At 66.6% G+C, this 15,917-nt stretch carries 12 protein-coding genes; 9 read left to right on the plus strand and 3 right to left on the minus strand.

Annotation, left to right across the window (positions count from 1 at the left end):
- A partial coding sequence (locus ASG67_RS17185; protein WP_321163553.1) for an alpha-L-arabinofuranosidase C-terminal domain-containing protein occupies window positions 1–846 on the plus strand: 846 nt, incomplete at its 5' end.
- A gap of 6 nt (window positions 847–852) precedes the next feature.
- Here ASG67_RS17185 and ASG67_RS17190 read toward each other — a convergent pair.
- Window positions 853–1,149, minus strand: a complete 297-nt coding sequence (locus tag ASG67_RS17190) for a hypothetical protein (RefSeq protein ID WP_056532728.1) — start codon at window positions 1,147–1,149, stop codon at window positions 853–855.
- Window positions 1,150–1,414: 265 nt separating this feature from the next.
- Between ASG67_RS17190 and ASG67_RS17195 the strand changes: the two genes are divergently transcribed.
- Complete coding sequence (locus tag ASG67_RS17195) at window positions 1,415–1,753, plus strand: DUF962 domain-containing protein (RefSeq protein ID WP_056532731.1); 339 nt, start codon at window positions 1,415–1,417, stop codon at window positions 1,751–1,753.
- A 474-nt stretch (window positions 1,754–2,227) separates the two neighbouring features.
- Here ASG67_RS17195 and ASG67_RS17200 read toward each other — a convergent pair whose 3' ends face one another.
- Complete coding sequence (locus ASG67_RS17200) at window positions 2,228–3,226, minus strand: helix-turn-helix transcriptional regulator (RefSeq protein WP_082543625.1); 999 nt, start codon at window positions 3,224–3,226, stop codon at window positions 2,228–2,230.
- A 205-nt stretch (window positions 3,227–3,431) separates the two neighbouring features.
- Entirely contained in the window at window positions 3,432–5,234 is a 1,803-nt protein-coding gene (locus ASG67_RS17205) for a sensor domain-containing diguanylate cyclase (protein WP_056532737.1), read from the minus strand.
- Between the two features lie 138 nt (window positions 5,235–5,372).
- Between ASG67_RS17205 and ASG67_RS17210 the strand changes: the two genes are divergently transcribed.
- The 7 genes from ASG67_RS17210 to ASG67_RS17235 are packed head-to-tail and all read left to right on the plus strand — an operon-like array spanning window position 5,373 to window position 15,866.
- On the plus strand, window positions 5,373–6,431 hold the full coding sequence (locus ASG67_RS17210) for an SPL family radical SAM protein (protein WP_235535278.1): 1,059 nt from the start codon (window positions 5,373–5,375) through the stop codon (window positions 6,429–6,431).
- The gene (locus ASG67_RS17215) at window positions 6,428–6,922 is read left to right on the plus strand and encodes a metallophosphoesterase family protein (protein WP_056532743.1); all 495 of its coding nucleotides are present in this window, start codon (window positions 6,428–6,430) and stop codon (window positions 6,920–6,922) included. The genes ASG67_RS17210 and ASG67_RS17215 overlap by 4 nt, the downstream gene beginning before the upstream one ends.
- Complete coding sequence (locus ASG67_RS17220) at window positions 6,919–8,067, plus strand: glycosyltransferase (protein ID WP_235535279.1); 1,149 nt, start codon at window positions 6,919–6,921, stop codon at window positions 8,065–8,067. The genes ASG67_RS17215 and ASG67_RS17220 overlap by 4 nt, the downstream gene beginning before the upstream one ends.
- Window positions 8,068–8,120: 53 nt before the next feature.
- The gene (gene glf / locus ASG67_RS17225; RefSeq protein WP_056532964.1) at window positions 8,121–10,427 is read left to right on the plus strand and encodes a UDP-galactopyranose mutase; all 2,307 of its coding nucleotides are present in this window, start codon (window positions 8,121–8,123) and stop codon (window positions 10,425–10,427) included.
- Complete coding sequence (locus ASG67_RS17230; protein ID WP_200940830.1) at window positions 10,424–12,511, plus strand: glycosyltransferase; 2,088 nt, start codon at window positions 10,424–10,426, stop codon at window positions 12,509–12,511. The genes glf and ASG67_RS17230 overlap by 4 nt, the downstream gene beginning before the upstream one ends.
- Window positions 12,508–13,608, plus strand: coding sequence for a zinc-dependent alcohol dehydrogenase (locus ASG67_RS19290; protein ID WP_200940831.1), 1,101 nt, complete (start codon window positions 12,508–12,510; stop codon window positions 13,606–13,608). Before ASG67_RS17230 ends, ASG67_RS19290 begins: the two co-directional genes overlap by 4 nt.
- The gene (locus ASG67_RS17235) at window positions 13,605–15,866 is read left to right on the plus strand and encodes a glycosyltransferase family 4 protein (protein WP_235535280.1); all 2,262 of its coding nucleotides are present in this window, start codon (window positions 13,605–13,607) and stop codon (window positions 15,864–15,866) included. The genes ASG67_RS19290 and ASG67_RS17235 overlap by 4 nt, the downstream gene beginning before the upstream one ends.
- Window positions 15,867–15,917: the final 51 nt, after the last annotated feature.

Consider the following 15,917-nt stretch of genomic DNA (forward strand, 5'->3'; position numbering starts at 1 on the left):
GCCAAGGCGATGAAGTGGCGGCCCGATCCGTCGCCGCTGGCGCTCACGTCGGACACGCCGCTGATGTGGGGCCTGTCGCTCCACTTCTACACCTTTGCGGGCAACGACTGGTACGACAAGGGCCGCAATGTCGGCTTCGACCGGACCGGCTGGGCCAAGGCGCTGGCGCGCGCCACGCTGACCGACGAGCTGATCGCGCGACACTCGGCGATCATGGACCGCTACGACCCGGACAAGAAGGTCGCGCTGGCGGTCGACGAATGGGGTGCGTGGTTCGCCAGCGAAAAGGGCGCGTCGGCGCTGTATCTGGAAAGCACGTTGCGCGACGCGGTAATCGCCGGCCTCAGCCTCAACATCTTCAACCGCCATGCCGACCGGGTGCGGATGGCCAATCTGGCGCAGATGGTGAACGTCATCCAGTCACTGGTCCTGACGCGCGGGGCCGAAATGGTGGTGACGCCGACTTGGCATGTGTTCGATCTGTACAAGGTGCATCAGGGCGCGACGCAGATCCCGGTCGATGTCGGCACCCCCGATTATGTCGAGGGCGCCAGCCGGATGCCGCAGGTCAGCGTATCGGCCAGCCGCGACGCGGGCGGCGCGCTGCACCTGTCGATCGTGAACCTGCACCCCGACCAGCCCACGCCCGTCACGGCCGTGCTGGCCGGCACGACCGGCCGCACCGCCACGGCCGAAACGCTGACGGCCAGCCGCATCGACACGCGGATCGAGTTCGGCAAGGCGGACCCGTTCGTGCCCGTCCGGTTGGACGGCGTGCGGCTTACGGACCGGCAGCTGTCGCTGACCGTCCCGGCGCGGTCGGTGACGATGGTGACGGTTCGGTAGAGGGCCTTATCCTGCCGATACCGTATCGCCATCGAACTCGGCGAAGGCGGTCTTGATCTCGCCGGCCTGTGCGTCGTCGGCGACATCAACGGTCACGGTGATGCGGCCGTTCAGCGCGGCGTCTTCGCTGGAGCCGGGGGCGCCGGTATCGGCGCCGGCGACTTCCTCGCCTGCGCTGTTGTCATCGCCCGCGGTGGCGATGACGATCGCGGCGCGGTCGATGCCCTGTTCCTGCACCAGTCGCTCGACCGTCATCTCGGCCTCGCGGCGGGTATCGAAGCTGGCGGTCAGGGTGGTGGGCATGGGAGCGTCCTTTGCGGGTGTGGCGTTCATGGAGGAGCGCGGCACGGTCGCGGAAGTTCCCCGGGCGGGATGACGGAAAGTTAGGCTAAGGTAAGGCCTAAACCGGTCCTTTCCGCATGGTCGACGATGGGAAAGAGCGCAGCGGTGATGATGGCCTGCCTTGTACCACCGTAGCCCCTGTAGGACAGCGACGCGTCGGTTGCGGGTGTCGGGCGCGGGGCGCATGATCGGCTCCGTTTGAACGCCCAAGCCGAACGGATCCCGGATGAACCGCATCGCCACCTTCGAAGAATTCTGGCTCCATTACCTGCGCGAGCATAGCAGGCCGGCCACCCGTGCGCTGCATTATGCCGGGACGACGCTAGTCATCGCCTGCCTGATCGCGGGACTGGTCACGGGCCGGTGGCAGTTGTTCCTACTGATGCCGATCAGCGGCTATCTGTTCGCGTGGATCGCGCATTTCCTGATCGAGCGGAATCGCCCGGCGACGTTCCAATACCCCTTGTGGAGTTTGGCGGCCGACTTCGTCATGTATGGATGCTGGTTGAGCGGCCGGATGCGCGGTGAGCTTGCCCGCGCGGGGGTCAAGTCCGTCGGGCGGTAGAGGCCCGGATCGTCTTTTCGTTACGTGAAAAAATGGGCCAGTATCACCCGGCCCATTCCAGCTTAGTTGCTGTCCGACTTATCGTCTTCGTGATCGATGATCAGATAGGTCGCGCCCGCGATGATGCCGGCACCGATCAACAGCGGGATGATGCTCGCTCCGCCGCCCGCCAGCTTGTTCGACGTGGCAGTCGACGTGCCGGCCCGGACCGACGGGGAGACGGAGAGCGAGCATGCGAATTGCCGACGTTGTTTGGATCGTTCACCCTGGCGACAGCGTCAGCGGCGAGGTGATCAAGCATGAGCTACAAGACGGACCGTCGAAGCCGGACGCGAGCTATCGCGGTGTACCTGACCCTTCTTTTGATCGGCGCGACGCTGGGCTTCCTCGTCAGGTTCGGCGTGATTACCGATCACATGCTTTGGTAGATGCGGCCACATGGCGCTGAACGCCAGCATCCCCCACAAATGGCCGTCAGTCGATGCTTTCGATCGCGTGTCGAATGTCGTCGGACGGCGTTCTGGTTGCCGACAGCTCGGTGCCCGCGTGATGTTGGCGTAGCTCGCTCGGCGTCGATCCGAATGCGTTGCGGAAGCTTCGCAGGAGGGCGGCCTGATCGCGAAAGCCGTAGCGCGCGGCCAGTTCGACGAGCGTGCTGGTGTTGAGCGGGTTGCACATCGCGCGGTGCGCGGCGCGCAGGCGACGCATCCGGTCATAGGCGAGGAGGCCGCCGTCGCGTTCGAACAGGCGATATAGCACCGACCGCGAAATGCCGAGTTCGGCGGTGATGCCGGCGACCGACAGGGTTCCGGGCGGTTGCGCCGCGACATAGGCTTTCGCCGCGGCGAGCAACGACAATTGGTCGGTGCGCTGGCTGGCGCCGGCCCGAACCATCGCCGAGGCAGCAAGATCGCGCAGGATCGTTGCATAGAGCGGCGCGCTGCTCGCCATCGCTACGGGTAAGAACCGGATCATCTCGACCGCGATGTCATGCAGCAGGGTGAGTTCGGGAACGGGCGCGAGCGGCCCTTGGAAGCTGACCGGGCCGACGACTTCCTCAAGAAAATCGCGCGAAAAATACAGGATCAGGCAGCGGATACGCGTCGATGTGGCGGTACTGGGCTGGCCATAGTCGCGGATGAAGGAGACGGGCGCTTCCAGTTTCGTCGTCTCGCCCTCACACTCGAAGATGATGGTGCCTTCAAGCAACTGGACGAGTTGCAGGTAATCGGCGCTGACCGCGTTGACGAGCGGGCGGTCACGGATCGCGACGAACGGATCGACCTCGATCACGGTCACCTGCAATCCGCCAAGATTCCAGAGGTCGCCCCGCGCGAGGAATGGCCCCGGCACAAGCTGCTGCAATCGGGCGCCGCCTGAATGCGCAGCCCAATAGGCGAACTGCTCGGCCTCCGGCAGGGATGACGTGTCCATGGCAATCTTGGGGATCGTACCGCCAGAATCACTGTGCATCGCATATCCAAGAAAGTTGGTCGTTGAGCGTTCTGTCTTTCAGGTAACGCATCCCCGCAAGCCGGCGATGGCGCTTTGCCAAAAGGAGGGATCGACACAGAATCCCGCTGGCCTGCGCCAGGAGTCCCAGCTTTCCAATCTTTGCGGTCCCCCGCCGCAGCGAAATGTCGATCGCGATCGCCGGCAATCGGGGTAGCGGTTGACCTCAGGCAGCCAGGCGCAGGGTGTTCCGGCCTTCCCGCTTGGCCAGGTACAATGCCTGATCGGCGCGGCGCAGCAATGTGCCGGATGCTTCGCCGGTCGCCAGTTCGGCGACGCCGATGCTGATCGTGACGCAGGGATTGTCGCTGCCCCGCTCGATCGCGAGACGGACGCGTTCGGCGACCAGCAGCGCGGTCTGCGCCGTCGCATCGGGCAGGACGATGACGAATTCCTCACCGCCGAAACGACCGACCGTGTCGGCACCGCGCAGCTGACCGCCGGCATCGGTCGCGACCCGTTTAAGCACTTCGTCGCCGGCCTGATGGCCATAGGTGTCGTTGATGCGCTTGAAATGGTCGATGTCGAACATGGCGACCGACAATGGCCGGTCAGACAGGCGCGCGGCCGATATCGCCTGATCGAGCGCACAGGTCGTGCGACGGCGGTTGGCGATGCCCGTCAACGGATCGGTTTCCGCCATGATCGTTGCCTGTCGCGCCGTTTCCTCCGCCTGGGCACGGGCGCTTTCCATCGCTTCCTCTTGGGCGATCTGCGCGGTGATGTCGCGGATGATCCCGAACAGACCGAACGAACCGTCATCGGCGATGTGATCGATCTCTCCGCGCGAAAACACGTGGCGTATCCCGCCATCCGGCCGGACGATCCGGGCGGTGAATTCGAAGGCGTCGCACTGGTCGATCGCCCGTTGGATATGCGCGGTCACGCTCGCCCGGTCATCGGGGTGATAGGCGTTGATCGCGTTCGCCAGCGCCGGCGGGTCGCCATCGTCGATGCCGTGGATGCGAAACACCTCCTGCGACCAGGTGAGCGTCTGGGCGGTGACATCGAGCCGCCAGTGGCCGACATGCGCGCCGCTTTCGGCCAGTTGGAGAAGGCGCATTTTTTCCGACAGCATGATCGCCATCCGTTCGCGCGCGGCGAGCAGTGCCGCGATCGGGAGCGCGGCGGCAAACAGCGTCAGCAGATAGAATTGCAGGAACAGGCTCCGCGCGAGCGGAGTGGCATGGACCAGCATCAGCGGCCCGGACCCGATGCTGACGGCGACCGAGCTGACGCCCGCGACGATCAGCACGGCACCCGCCGCCCCGAACGGGCCGAGCCTGAACGCCGCGATGATGACCGCCAGCATCGGCAGGAAGAGAAGCGGATAGGTCGACTGGCCAAAGGTCAGTCCCGACACGAGCGTGACGAACCCCAGCATTGCCACGATATCCGGCAGCATTTTGCGGGCCGCACCCAGCCGGTTGCGGCGATAGGCGCTGGCGACCATCAGGATGATGGGCGTCACGACGAGTACGCCCAGCAGGTCGGTCGAAAACCAGGAAAGCCAGAAATTGGCGGAAGCGACCGGTGCCATGCCGACGGCGATCGTCGCGCCGACCGTCGCGCCCAGCAGCGCGGCCATGCAGAAGCATTTTAGCCCGGCGGGATCGGTGAACGATACCTGGCATTTGCCACGCATGCGCAGCAACCACGCGGCGAACGAGGATTCCGCCATGTTCGCGACGGTAAATCCGATCGACACCGACAAGGCGTTGCCCGATCCCAGATTGGCGGCGAGGCTGGCGATCGCGGCCGCGGCGATATGCCATCCGACGCGGTGCCGCGGCACGATCAGCAGGATGGCGAACAGCAGGCCGCTCAACGGCCAGAACGTCGCGATACCGTCACCGCCACGGGTCAGAAACAGCGATGCGCTGGCCACGAGGTAATAGGCGATGCCGGTCGCGGCGGGGAACGAGGCCGGGTGCAGCATCTGGGCGACGTTGGGACGAACCTGGGCCATCGGACAGAGATAAAACCGAATGGTTAAGGGTCTATAACCATTATGGCTTCTTTGCCGGATCGGACCCCATGATCTGAACGGAGCGTCCAACCGGCGCGTTGGTGAAATATGGCATCGTCTTTCCCCGCCGCCCCAGCAATGCCGCGTCTATGGGTGCCGCGCCGCGTGCTCGTCACCCGCGCGGCGCGGGCATGGCCGCATGCGCTGGCCATCGTCGAGCGTGCCTCTGCCTTGGGTGCGGAGGTAATCGAGCTGCCGGGCGACCGCGTCGTCATGGCGACGCCCGACGATCCGCGCCGCGTCTATGCCGAGGCGAAGGCGACGCTGGCGGTGGTCGTCGCGCCGCCATCGAAACTGAAGCTGGAACCGATCGCGCCCAGCGCCGACTGGCGCGTCGACCTGGCGGCGGGGTGCCCGGCACATTGCAGCTATTGCTACCTCGCCGGATCGCTGAAGGGCGCGCCGATCACCCGCGTCTATGCGAACCTGGACCAGATACTGGAGGCGTTGCCGGGCTATGTCGGGCGCGGCACGATCACCTCGGCCAACCGCGCCCGCGCGCATGAGGGCACCACGTTTGAGGCATCGTGCTACACCGATCCGCTGGGTATCGAGCCGGTCACCGGATCGCTATCGGCGATGATCGCGTGGTTCGGGCGCGCCGGGCTGGACGCGCAACTGCGCTTCACCACCAAGTTCGCCGATGTCGAGCCGCTGCTGGGGCTGGAACACAATGGCCGCACCCGGATGCGTGCGTCGATCAACCCGGCCCGCTTCGCCCGGTTCGAGGGCGGGACCGCACCCGTCGCGCAGCGCTTGACTGCGCTGCGCCGGATGGTCGATGCCGGCTATCCCGTCGGCCTGACGATCGCGCCGATCATCGCCGCGCCGGGCTGGGAGGAGGCGTATGGCGAGCTGATCGACATGGCCGCGACCGTGCTGACGGGGGCGCGTGATCTGGACCTGACGATCGAGCTCATCACCCATCGCTTCACCACCGGATCGAAGGCGGTGCTCGACAGCTGGTATCCCGGTTCGGCGCTCGACATGACGGCGCAGAACCGGGTGACGAAGCGGACCAAGTTCGGCACCGAGAAACAGGTGTATGATGCCGACACGATGGCGCGGCTGCGCGGGTTCTTCCTCGCGGCGCTGGAGCGCGCCCTGCCGACGGCGCGGGTGCTGTACTGGACATGACGGTGTTCTTCACCGCTGACACGCATTTCGGCGATCACCGCACGATCAACATCCAGCGCCGCCCGTTTGCCGACACCGTGACGATGGACGCGGCGCTGGTCGCTGGCTGGAACGCGGTGGTGGGGCCGGAGGATGAGGTCTGGCATCTGGGCGACGTCGCCCGCCGGCCCGCCGACGTGGGCGACCTGCTTGCGCGCCTCAACGGTCGGAAGCACCTATTGCGCGGTAACAACGATCCCGACGCCACGCTCGCCGCCCCCGGCTGGGCCAGCACCGGCGATTATCGCGAGATCGAGGTGGACGGCACGCGCCTGATCCTGTGCCACTATCCCTTCCGCTCGTGGAACGGCCAGCATCGCGGCGCGATTAATCTGCACGGGCATAGCCACGGCCGGCTGAAACCGATGCTGCGCCAGTTCGATGTCGGCGTCGATCCGCGCGGCTTCGCGCCCGTTACGCTGGCGCAGTTGCTGGATCGGACTGTAGCATGACGGCCGTTCCGCGAACGAAGGTGCCGTCGCTGGTGGTCGTCAGCGACCGGGTCGACTGGCATCCGGGCGATGCCGCGCCGTGGCCGGAGGAAGACCCGTGGTCCGAGCCAACCGGCGATCCGCCCGCGGTGACGGGCAGCTATCTCGAACGGCTGCCGCTCGCCTGCATCGCGGCCGGCATCGTCGCGCGGGCGGAGATCTGGCACCACCAGCGGGGTGGCAGTGGATCGCATCGATCGGCGGGACCAAGGCTCGGCTATCGCGGTTTCCCGATCGACGATCCCGCCCCGCCGTTCGACAATCGCGCGATGCTCGACTTCGTGCAGAGGCACGGCGCGCCGCATATCCTGGTCGTCTATGGCCTGGGCGTCACGCCCGCGCTGCTGGAGGCGTGCGGTAACAGCATCATCCTCTACAACTCGATCGACGCGCCGGCATTGCGCGTGCCGCCCGAGGTCAGTGCGCGGTTCGATCTGGTGCTGACGGGGGCTGAGTGGCAGTCCGACGAGGTCGAGGCGCGGCATCCCGGCATGGCGACGGCGATCATGCCGGTCGGTCCCGAATTTGCCGCGATCGACCAGCACCAACCGCTGGGCGGCCCCAGGGATTACGACCTGATCTACGTCGCGGCCGCGCAGGGATATAAGCGGCACGACCTGTTGCTGGACGCGCTGGAGACGCTGCCCCGCGCCATCCGGGCGCTGTTCGTATTCGGTTATGGCGAGGAGGCGGACCGATTGCGTGCGCGTATCGCCGATGCCGGTCTGTTGGTCGACTGCATCGGCCCGCCCGGCGTGCCGATCGACGAGGTGAACCGGCTGATGAACCGCGCGCGGTTCGGTGTGGTGTGCGGGCGTGACGATGGCGCGCCGGCGATCCTGACCGAATATATGCTCGCCAGTCTGCCCGTGCTGTGTACCGACGATCTGGTCTGTGGGCGGCAATACATCCTGCCCGACACCGGCCGCTGCGTCGCGCCCGGCGAGCTGGCGGCCGGGATCATGGCGATGCGCGCCGATGCCGCAACGTTCTTGCCGCGCGATACGGTGCTGGCGCAATGGACGTGGCCGCACACGATCGAACGACTGCGACCATTGCTGGAGCAAATATGGTTAAATAAATATGGCAACATTGATACCTGTTAATTGATTTCCTCCAGCAGGTGGCGAACAGCGGTTTCTTCCCGGGGGAGAATAAGATGCACGGACCCGCTCCTTTTTCTTCCGAATCGCTGGTGTCCGAACCTCTCCCCGCCCCGCTGATCTGCTTTTCCCACCTGCGTTGGGATTTCGTTACGCAGCGGCCGCAACATCTGATGAAGCGTTTCGCGGCCGAGCGTCGCGTGTTCTTTTGGGAAGAGCCGATCGCCTGCGATCATCCGCTCCCCTATCTGGAATATCATCCGTTTCCCGCCGACAACATCATCGCGCTGCGCCCGCGCGTGCCGCATTGGTGGGGCCGCGAGCAGGTGGAGGCGGGGTTGCGCGACCTGCTCGACATGCTGGTCGCGACCTCGATGCCGGTTGATCCGGTGCTGTGGTTCTACACGCCGATGATGACGGGGTTCGCCGGCCATCTGCGCAGTTCGCTGGTCGTGTACGACTGCATGGATGAGCTGTCGGCCTTTGCGTTCGCCGACCCGTTGCTGGTCGAACGCGAGGCGGCTTTGATCGCGCGCGCCGATGTGATGTTCACCGGCGGGTACAGCCTGTACGAGGCCAAGTGCGACCGCCACGACGCGATCACGCCCTTTCCCTCCGCAGTCGATGTCGCGCATTTCGCCGCGGCGCGCGGAGGCGTTGCCGAGGCGGAGGATCAGCGTGGCATCGCCGGGCCGAAGCTCGGCTTCTACGGCGTCATCGACGAACGCATCGACCTGAACCTGATCGACGCGATCGCGGCGACCCGACCCGACTGGCAGATCGTGATGGTCGGTCCGGTGGTGAAGATCGACCCCGCCACCCTGCCCCGCCGCGCGAACATCCACTGGCTGGGCAATCGACATTATGATGAGCTGCCCGCCTATCTGACCGGCTGGTCGGTCGCGCTGATGCCGTTTGCGATCAACGCGGCGACGCGGTTCATCAGCCCGACGAAGACTCCCGAATATCTCGCGGCTGGCAAGCCGGTGGTGTCGACCCCGATCGTCGATGTGATCCGCCATTATGGCGACCTGTCTGGCGTGGCGATCGCGGCCGACGCGCCCGCGTTCGTCGCCGCATGCGAGGTGGCGCTGGCGCCCGAGGGCGCATGGCGGGACGAGGCGGATGCGCTGTTGGCGGCCACCTCATGGGACCGGACCTTCGCGGGCATGAAGGCGAAGATGCTGCCCAGGCGGATTCCCGTGGCCCCCGCCATCCACCCAGCCGGACGCCGCGCACATTATGATGCGCTGGTAGTCGGCGCGGGCTTCGCCGGATCGGTGCTGGCCGAGCGGCTGGCGGCGGGATCGGGCAAGCGCGTGCTGGTGATCGACAGGCGCCCGCACATCGCCGGCAACGCGTTCGACCATCATGACGCGGCGGGCATCATGGTCCACCGCTATGGCCCGCACATCTTCCACACCAACAGCGACGACGTGTTCGCCTATCTGTCGCGTTTCACCAAATGGCGCGGGTACGAACATCGCGTGCTGGCGAGCGTGCGCGACAAATTGGTGCCGATCCCGATCAATCGCACCACGCTCAACACGCTCTACGGTCTCAACCTGCACGACGATGCCGCGACCGCTGCGTTCCTGATGGCGCGCGCCGAACCGCGTGAGATCGTGACGTCGGAGGACGTCGTCGTCGCGGCAGTGGGGCAGGAACTCTACGAGACCTTCTTCCGTGGATACACGCGCAAGCAATGGGGCCTCGACCCCTCCGAACTCGACAAGGCGGTGACGGCGCGCGTGCCGACCCGCACCAACACCGACGACCGCTATTTCGGCGACCGGCATCAGGCGATGCCGCTGAACGGTTATACCGCGATGTTCGAGAACATGCTCGATCACCCGAACATCACCGTGCAGACCGGGGTGGACTACGCCGATTGCGACGTGCGCGCCGACCACCTCGTCTATACCGGGCCGATCGACGAGTATTTCGGTCATCGCTTCGGCCCGCTGCCCTATCGCAGCCTGGAATTCCGGCATGAGACGCATGACGTGGCGCAGTTCCAGCCGGTCGCGGTCGTCAACTATCCCGTGCCCGATGTGCCGTACACGCGCATTACCGAATACAAGCACCTGACCGGCCAGACGGCGCCGCGCACCAGCATCAGTTACGAATATCCGCAGGCCGAGGGCGATCCCTATTACCCGATCCCGCGCCCGGAAAATCAGGCGCTGTACCGGCGGTATGCGGCGCTCGCCGATGGGTTGCCGGATGTCAGTTTCGTCGGGCGGCTGGCGACGTACCGTTACTACAACATGGATCAGGTCGTCGGGCAGGCGCTGGCCACGTATCGCCGTCTCGCGCCCGATCTGGTTCCGATGATCGACCGGGTGACGGTCGCAGCATGACCGAGCGACCAAGGCTGTTTCTGGTCACCGAGAGCCCGGCGCCATCGGGCGTGGGCGAGCATATGCTGACGCTGGCCGATGGCCTGCGCGGCGATCATGATATCGTCGTCGCCGCGACACCCGCGTCCGGGCTGCTGGCGCGCGCCCGCGCGCGTGGCCTGACGGTGAAGGCGATCGACCCCGCCGACCGCGAAGACCTGTCACGCTGGTTCGCCCGCGCGCAGCCGGATATCGTCCATGTCCATGCCGGCATCGGCTGGGAAGGTCATGCCAGCGCGCGAGCCGCGCATGAGGCCGGCGCATGCGTGATCCGCACCGAACACCTCCCCTATCTGCTGACCGATGCGGACCAATGCGCCGCGCATCGTGCCGGTCTGGCCCATGTCGACCGTCTGATCGCGGTGTCGGAGGCGGTTGCCGACAGCCACGCCCGTACCGAACTGGGCAACCGGTTGGCGACGATCCCGAACGGCGTCGCCCCGCCGGCCGCGCCGACGAAATCGCGCGCAACCTTGCGGCGATACTGGGCGCTGGACGACGGGCCGGTGCTGTTGATGGCGGCGCGCTTCGCCGAGCAGAAGGGCCACCGGCTGTTGCTGGATGCGATGCCCGCGATCCGCGCCGCGCATCCGCGCGTCACACTGCTGCTGGCCGGTAATGGCCCGCTAACATGGACGATCGCGCGCGAGATCGCGGCGCGCGGCCTTGCCGGATCGGTGCGGATGCTGGGCCAGCGTGGCGACTTGCCCGACCTGATGGCCGCGGCCGACCTGCTGGTGCTGCCGTCGCGGTTCGAGGGGCTGTCGCTGGTCGCGCTGGAGGCGATGGCGGCAGGACTGCCGGTCGTCGCTAGCGACGCGCCGGGCAATGCCGGGATGGTGGAACATGGCCGTTCCGGCTGGCTCGCCCCCACCGGCGACGCTGCCGCGTTCGCTGCGACGGTGATCGACGCGTTGTCCAATCGGGATCGCCTGCGCGCCATCGCCGCGACCGCGAGCGACCACCAGCGCGCCCATTACGACGCCGACCGCATGATCCGCGATACCGCGACGATCTATGCCGAAGAAATCAGCGGCGCACCGCGACCTGACGGGAAACGCATGACCAGAATAGGCTTCATCGGCGCGGGCGGCATCGCCCATCGCCATTTCGGCGTCCTCGACCAGTTTGAGGATGTCGAGATCGTCGCCATCGCCGATGTCGACGCCGCCCGCGCTGATGAGGCGGCCGCGCGGTTCGGCGCGCAAGCCTTCACCGATATCGACACGATGCTGGATGCGGTACCTGTCGATGCGCTCTACATCTGCGTGCCGCCCTTCGCGCACGGCGCCCCCGAACGCGCCGCCATCGCGCGGTGGTTGCCGTTCTTCGTCGAGAAACCCGTCGCGCTCGACATCGCCACCGCCGACGCCATCGCGGCCGAGGTCGCCGCGGCGAACATCGTCACCGCGGTCGGTTATCACTGGCGTTATCTCGATACGGTGGACGAGGTGCGCGCGCTGCTCGCGCACAATCCGGCGCGGCTGATGTCCGGCTACTGGCTCGATTCCACGCCCCCGCCTGAGTGGTGGTGGCACGCGGACCAGTCGGGCGGGCAGATGGTGGAACAGACCACGCACCTGATCGACCTCGCGCGCTATCTGGCCGGCGACGTGACCCGCGTGTTCGGTCTGGCTGGTCATACGGATCGCGCCGAGTTCCCCGGCCTCGACGTGCCGACCGTCAGCACCGCCAGCCTGCAATTCGGCAGCGGCGCGATCGCCAATTTCGCCTCCACCTGCCTGCTCGGCTGGAACCACCGCGTCGGGCTGCACCTGTTCGGCGATAAGCTGGCGGTGGAGTTGACCGACCGCGACCTGATGGTCGATGTCGGTCGCGGCCGGCCGGTGCGCGGCGCGGAAGGCGATCCGGTGTGGCGCGAGGATCGCGATTTCATCGACTCGGTACAGGGCAAGGAAAACCGTATCCGTTGCCCCTATGCCGATGCGGTCGAAACCCACCGTGTCGCGCTGGCGATCGGCGAGTCCGCGCGCACCGGCACCGCGATCACGCTGGAAGCGAATAGGGAGGAGAAGGCCGTATGAGCGAGTGGCGCCATATCCGCTCGCTGGGCGTCGAACGGCCGGGCGAGGCGTATCTGCACGGCTATGACGAGGGTCCGCCCGGTGACGGGCAGGTCCGGCTCGACATGCTCTACACAGGCTTTTCCGCCGGCACCGAGCTGACCTTCGTCAAGAATACAAATCCCTATCTCCATGCGCGTTGGGATGCCGGGCGCGGTGTGTTCGTGCACGGCGAGCCGCAGCAGCATTATCCGGTGCCGTTCCTCGGTTATATGGAATCCGCGCGCGTCGTGGAGTCGAACGCGTGGGACTATGCCCCCGGCGACACGATCGGCGCGGTCTTCGGACACAAGACCGGCCATACCGCCGATCCCTTCCATGACGTGCTGACCAAGCTGCCGCCTGAAGTCGACCCGATCCTCGGCATCTATGTCGGCCAGATGGGGCCAATCGCCGCCAACGGCATTCTCCACGCCGATGCCGAAATGCTGGGGCCGACTGCGCCCTTCTTCGGGGCGGGCGTGAAGAACCGGCCGGTGCTGGTGATCGGCGCCGGCATCGTCGGGCTGTTCGTGGCGCTGTTTGCACAAGGGGCCGGCGCCAGCGAGGTGGTGATCGCTGATCCTTCCGAATTCCGCCGTACCCGCGCCGCCTGCCTCGGCCTCGTGCCGATGGTCGAGGCGGATGCGTGGGCATACGCAAAGTCGCGCTGGCATCATGGCGGCGACGATCGCGGGGCCGATCTCGTGTTCCAGACCCGCGCCGACAGCGCCTCGCTCCACGCCGCGATGCAGGCGCTGCGCCCGCAGGGCACGGTGATCGACCTTGCCTTCTATCAGGGCGGCGCCGACCGGTTGCGGCTGGGTGAGGAGTTCCACCACAACGGCCTCAACCTCCGCTGCGCGCAGATCAACCGCGTGCCGCGCGGCATGGCGACGGCGTGGGACAAGCGCCGGCTGGCGAACGAGACGGTCGCGCTGCTCGCCGAGCGGGGTGACGACATCCGCGCGCAGCTCATCACCCATGTCGTGCCGATCGAGGAAGCGCCGGACTTCTTGCGCCACCTCGTCAAGGATCGGCCGGAGTTTCTCCAGATCGTGTTCAAGGGCGTCGATTGATCCTCGATCCTGCGTTACCTGCCGTGCCGCAAGCCCCGATGCGCATCCTGTTCGTCTTCGCCTGGCTGGTCGTGGGCGGCGAGGAGACGGAGGTACGCTTGATCGCGCAATCGCTCGATCCGGCGCGTTATACGATCGACGTCGTCGCCTGCTTTCACAAGCCGGGGATGCCCGACCAGACGCACGCGCAATTGACCGCGATCGGGGTGAAGGTCGATACCACCCCGTATCACCTGTCGTTCGACGCGACGGTCGCCTATCTCGCCAGCATCGTGCCGGGTTACGACGCGATCGTGTCGTGTCAGAACGTGGCGGATATCTACCCCGCGCTCGAACGCTTGCACCTGCGCCCGCCGTTGATCGAGCATGGCGGGCTGGTGTCCGAGGCACTGGCCGGGCCGAAGCATTTCACCACCCGCTATGTCGGTGTCTGCGCCTCGATCCGTGACGCTGCGGCCGCGCGGATGCCGGGGCGCGAGCAGGACGCAATCGAGATACCGTCGATGGTCGATATGTCGGCGTATCGACATGTCGACAGGGCGGCGATGCGCACGTCGCTCGGCATCGCGGCCGATGCGCCGCTGATCGGCTGGGTCGGCCGGCTCGACGCCAAGAAGCGCGTCGAGGATTTCATCGCCGCTGCCTCCCTCGTTCATACCGTCTGCCCCGACGCGCGCTTCCTCGTCATCGGCGGGCCGGACGCGTTCATGCCCGACTATGCGCTGCGCCTGCGCGAACAGGCGCACGCGGCGGGGCTGGACGGCGCGCTCCGCTTCCTCGGCGACCGCGCCGACATCCCCGCATTGCTGTCCGCGCTCGACATCTTCGTCTGGCTGTCGCGCGGCGAGGGGATGCCGCATGTCATCGCCGAGGCGGGTGCTGCGTCCCTGCCGGTAATCGCCACGCCCGACAACGGCGCGCTCCAGCAGATCGAGGACGACGTCAGCGGTCTGTTCGTCCCCCACGAAGACCCCGCCGCAGTCGCCACTGCGATGCTCCGGCTGATCGATGACGCCCCCCTGCGCCATCGGCTGGGTGAGGCCCTCCATGGCAAGGTCGCCCGCGATTACGCGGTCGAGGCCGTCGTGCCGCAATGGCAGCGCCTGTTTGACGCCGTCCGTCGCCCGGCCCCGCCAGCACCCGAACCGCTGTTCCGCAGCTTCTGGCAGGGTGGCTTTGAATGCTCCACGCATCGTCGCGCCCATGATCGCAAGCGGGTCGACGTGATCGCCGCCACCCGCCACGACGTGCAGGCCGAACAGGATTACCGCACCCTCCACCCGCACGGCATCCGCACCGTCCGCGATGGCCTGCGCTGGCATCTGATCGAGCGTAAGCCAGGCGTATATGACTGGTCCAGCCTTGACCACCAGCGCGCCGGCGCGGCCGCCAGCGAGACGGAGGTGATCTGGGACCTGCTCCATTATGGCTGGCCCGACGATATCGATGTGTGGAGCCCCGCCTTCGTCACCCGCTTCGCCGCCTTCGCGACCGCAGCTGCGCAGGTCATCGCCGCGCGGACGACGGGCACGCGCTTCTATTGCCCGGTCAACGAAATTTCGTTCCTGTCATGGGGCGGGGGTGATGCGGCGTATCTGAACCCCTTTGCGCGCGGGCGTGGCTATGAGTTGAAGGTCCAGCTCGCTCGCGCCGCGATCGTCGCGATGGATGCCATCCGGGCGGTCGATCCACAGGCCCGCTTCGTCCATGTCGATCCGGTCATCAACGTCATCACCGACCCCGCCCGGCCAGCCGATGCGCCCCATGCCGAGGGCCACCGGCAGGCGCAGTTCCAGGGATGGGACCTGATTTCGGGGCGCATCTGGCCGCAGATCGGCGGGCGGCCCGACCTGCTCGATATCGTCGGCGTCAATTACTACCACAACAATCAGTGGATCCATGGCGGCCCGCCGATCGACCGTCACCACCCGCTGGCCAAGCCGTTCCACCGCATTCTCGCCGATACCTATGCCCGGTACGGCCGCCCGATCTTCGTGGCGGAGACGGGGATCGAGGGCGACGCCCGCCCCGCCTGGCTAGCGCATGTCGCCGGCGAGGTTCGGCTGGCGCAAGCGTTGGGGGTGCCGGTGCAGGGTATCTGCCTGTACCCGATCCTCGACCATCCCGGCTGGGACGACGAGCGCCCCTGCCCCAACGGCCTGCTTCACACGCTGGCCGACGGCACCCGCCGCGCCGACTCCGCCTATGCCGCGGCGATCGCGGTGCAGGAGGGGTTGCGGCGTGGAAAGTTAGGCTAAGGTTAGGCCTAAAACCGACCTAAACAACCTTTCGCCGCCCCACGAACAGCC

The organism is Sphingomonas sp. Leaf339, from assembly GCF_001426195.1.
GTDB lineage: Bacteria > Pseudomonadota > Alphaproteobacteria > Sphingomonadales > Sphingomonadaceae > Sphingomonas.

Excerpts from the sequence above, each read along its gene's own strand:
- ASG67_RS17190 (WP_056532728.1), bottom strand. The coding sequence starts at position 1,149 with ATGCCCACCACCCTGACCGCCAGCTTCGATACCCGCCGCGAGGCCGAG.
- ASG67_RS17195 (WP_056532731.1), top strand. The coding sequence starts at position 1,415 with ATGAACCGCATCGCCACCTTCGAAGAATTCTGGCTCCATTACCTGCGC.
- ASG67_RS17200 (WP_082543625.1), bottom strand. The coding sequence starts at position 3,226 with ATGCACAGTGATTCTGGCGGTACGATCCCCAAGATTGCCATGGACACG.
- ASG67_RS17205 (WP_056532737.1), bottom strand. The coding sequence starts at position 5,234 with ATGGCCCAGGTTCGTCCCAACGTCGCCCAGATGCTGCACCCGGCCTCG.
- ASG67_RS17210 (WP_235535278.1), top strand. The coding sequence starts at position 5,373 with ATGCCGCGTCTATGGGTGCCGCGCCGCGTGCTCGTCACCCGCGCGGCG.
- ASG67_RS17215 (WP_056532743.1), top strand. The coding sequence starts at position 6,428 with ATGACGGTGTTCTTCACCGCTGACACGCATTTCGGCGATCACCGCACG.
- ASG67_RS17220 (WP_235535279.1), top strand. The coding sequence starts at position 6,919 with ATGACGGCCGTTCCGCGAACGAAGGTGCCGTCGCTGGTGGTCGTCAGC.
- glf (WP_056532964.1), top strand. The coding sequence starts at position 8,121 with ATGCACGGACCCGCTCCTTTTTCTTCCGAATCGCTGGTGTCCGAACCT.
- ASG67_RS17230 (WP_200940830.1), top strand. The coding sequence starts at position 10,424 with ATGACCGAGCGACCAAGGCTGTTTCTGGTCACCGAGAGCCCGGCGCCA.
- ASG67_RS19290 (WP_200940831.1), top strand. The coding sequence starts at position 12,508 with ATGAGCGAGTGGCGCCATATCCGCTCGCTGGGCGTCGAACGGCCGGGC.